Annotated in this window: 3 protein-coding genes; all 3 read left to right on the forward strand. The window is 77.8% G+C overall.

All coding sequences use genetic code 11. The annotated features are described in order from the left end of the window. Positions 1-266, forward strand: a 266-nt coding sequence (locus IDM29_RS16650; RefSeq protein WP_188037834.1) for a WYL domain-containing protein, incomplete at its 5' end; no start/stop codon positions are given. Further along, positions 259-1,239 carry a YafY family protein gene (locus IDM29_RS16655; RefSeq protein WP_182113938.1) on the forward strand — a complete coding sequence of 327 codons (981 nt, stop codon included), beginning with the start codon at positions 259-261 and terminating at the stop codon, positions 1,237-1,239. The genes IDM29_RS16650 and IDM29_RS16655, both read left to right, overlap by 8 nt. A gap of 9 nt (positions 1,240-1,248) precedes the next feature. Further along, the coding region (locus tag IDM29_RS16660; protein WP_188037835.1) for a hypothetical protein at positions 1,249-1,494 on the forward strand (246 nt) is incomplete at its 3' end.

Raw genomic sequence — 1,494 nt, forward strand, 5'->3', positions numbered from 1 at the left:
CCGGCGCCCTGCGGGCCCGGGCGGCTCGGCACGCCGCCGAGGTCGCCCACGCCGAGCCGCCGCCGGACCTGCCGCCCGCGCCGCCGGGCACCGACGTCGTCGCGCTGCCGTACACCCGCACGGCCGAGCTCGCCGAGGAGGTCACCGGCTACACCGACGGCGTCGTCGTGCTCGCGCCGTCCTCGCTGCGGGACGCCGTCGTGCGGCGCCTGCGCGCGGCGGTCGAGATGGGGGAGCGGCTCGCGCCGGAGGTGACCCGTGGCTGAGCGCACCCCGGAGCGGCTCGTCCGCCTGCTCGGCATGGTGGCCTACCTGGACCGGACCCCCGGCGTGAGCGTGGACGAGGTCGCGGCGCACTTCGGCGTGACGCCGCAGCAGGTGCTCGCCGACGTCGACACGCTGTGGATGTCCGGCACGCCGGGCTACTGGCCGGACGACCTCATCGACTTCGACGCCGGCTCGCTCGAGTCCGGCGTGCTGCACCTGACGCAGGCGCGCGGCATGTCGCACGCGCTGCGGCTCGGCACGCGCGAGGCGGTCGCCCTCGTCGCCGCGCTGCGTGCCCTGCAGGAGGCCGTCGGCCCGGCCCTGGAGCCGGGGCAGCGCGAGGTGCTCGCGAGCACGCTGGCGACCCTGACGGCGGCCACCGGCGAGGCCGCGGCGACCGTCGACGTGCAGCTCTCGGTCGAGGCCGCGCCGGAGGTCGTCGCCACCGTGCGGCAGGCCCTCGCCGGCGGACGTCGTCTGCGCGTGCGCTACGTCGACGCGGCGGACCGGCCCAGCGAGCGCGACGTCGACCCGTGGCAGCTCCTCACGAGCGACGAGCACTCCTACCTGCAGGGCTGGGACCGCGGCGTGGGCGGGGAGCGGCTCTTCCGGCTGGACCGCGTGCTCGCGGCGGAGGTGCTCGACGAGCCGGCCGAGCGGCGCCCGGAGCGCCTGCCGGAGGCGACGTTCCGCCCGCGGGAGGACCACCAGCGCGTCGTGATCGAGCTGGAGGGCAGCGCACGCTGGGTCGCCGAGCAGCTGCCGGTGGAGGACACCGAGGAGCTCGCCGACGGCGGCTTCCGGGTCACGCTGCGCGTCGGGTCGCCCGCGTGGCTGCGCCAGCTCCTGCTGCGGGTGGCACCGCGGGTCCGCGACGTCGACCCGGTCGACGCCGCGACGGACGCCGCCGACGCCGCCCGGCGCGCGCTCGCCGCGTACGAACCGGCCGAGGGCGGACCAGGGGCCCGCTAGCCTGTCCCGGTGCTCTGGTTCAGCGTGTGGACGCTCCTCGTCATCGGCACGCTCGTCGGCGCGTTCTTCCTGGGACGGCGCCTCTACCGCTCGGGCAAGGCCCTGGTGCTGGAGCTCAGCCGCGCGACCGAGGTGCTCGCACAGGTGGCCGAGCGGGCGGAGCAGCTCGCCCCGGCGGCCACCGAGCCCGCCCCGGTCGACCTCGCCGACCTCGACGCCGCCCGCGCCCGGCGCGACGCGACCCGCGTCGCGACC

It is taken from the genome of Actinotalea sp. JY-7885, assembly GCF_014525465.1.
In the GTDB taxonomy this organism is placed as follows: Bacteria; Actinomycetota; Actinomycetes; order Actinomycetales; family Cellulomonadaceae; genus Actinotalea.